General features: G+C 51.8%; 1 protein-coding gene. It reads left to right on the forward strand.

The genetic code is table 11. The features are described 5' to 3' along the window. Positions 1-135 precede the first annotated feature (135 nt). The coding region (recJ, locus tag STRDD11_RS05715) for a single-stranded-DNA-specific exonuclease RecJ (protein ID WP_128836338.1) at positions 136-1,428 on the forward strand (1,293 nt) is incomplete at its 3' end.

Below are 1,428 nucleotides of genomic sequence, written 5' to 3' on the forward strand. Positions count from 1 at the left end.
TGTCCCGGCTTTGTTTTTGATTTGATTCTGGAAAGGAATAGAAGAGAGAGCGAAAAATTCAAATTTTAGCTCTGCCTAGCCGTCTTTTTCATGTTATAATAAACAGACAAGACGAAAGGGAAAAGTGTCTGATTGATGATTAGTTCAAAGTATGACTGGCAGTTTGCCACACATTTTACGGATGAAGCGTTTTTAAAAAAGGCTAAGAAAGCCGGTCTGGAGCCTGCGGCGGCCAGTCTTCTCTACCAGAGAGGGATTCAGACGGAGGAGGAACTGCAGGATTTTCTGGAGCCGTCTTTGGATCAGCTGCATGACCCTTATGACCTGCACGATATGGACAGGGCTGTGGCCCGCATTCGCTCAGCGATTGAGAATTATGAGCAGATTTTGATTTACGGCGACTATGATGCGGATGGCATGACTTCAGCTTCGATAGTCAAAGAGGCTCTGGAGCAGCTGGGAGCTGAATGTCAGGTCTATCTGCCCAATCGCTTTACAGACGGCTATGGCCCCAACAGCAGTGTTTACAAGTATTTTATCGAAAATCAGGGCATCTCCCTTATCATCACAGTGGATAATGGCGTGGCGGGAGTAGAAGCTATTGAGCTGGCCCAATCGCTGGGTGTGGATGTCATCGTGACGGACCATCACTCCATGCCGGAGATCCTGCCGGATGCTTATGCCATCATCCATCCAGAGCACAGAGGAGCGGATTACCCCTTTAAGCAGCTGGCTGGCTGCGGGGTGGCTTTTAAGCTGGCAACGGCTCTTTTGGAAGAAGTTCAGGTTGAACTCCTAGATCTCGTTGCCATTGGCACCATTGCCGATATGGTCAGTCTGACAGGAGAAAATCGCATCTTGGTCAAATACGGCCTCTCTGTCCTCAAAAACAGCCAGCGCATCGGCTTGCAGGAGCTCTTTAAGATTGCGGGGCTCCAGACAGAGGAGCTGGACGAGGAAACAGTCGGCTTTCAGATTGCCCCCCGGCTCAATGCTCTGGGGCGCTTGGATGATCCCAATCCAGCAGTCGAGCTCTTGACCGGTTTTGATGACGAGGAAGCCCACCGTATCGCCCTCATGATCAATCAGAAGAATGAAGAGCGCAAGGAAATCGTCCAAAGCATCTATGAGGAAGCCAAAACCATGCTGCATGCAGAGCGGCCGGTGCAGGTGCTGGCCAAGGAAGGCTGGAATCCCGGTGTCTTGGGGATTGTGGCCGGCCGGCTGCTGGAAGAGCTGCACCAGCCGGTCATTGTTCTGAACATTGAAAAGGGCATTGCCAAGGGCAGCGCCCGCAGTATTGAAGCGGTCAATATTTTTGAGGCGCTGGACAGTCACCGCGATCTTTTCGTGGCCTTTGGCGGCCATGCTGGGGCAGCTGGTATGACGCTGGAAGCAGACAAGCTGACGGAGCTGTCAGCTATTCTG

The organism is Streptococcus sp. DD11, assembly GCF_001578865.1.
GTDB lineage: Bacteria > Bacillota > Bacilli > Lactobacillales > Streptococcaceae > Streptococcus > Streptococcus panodentis.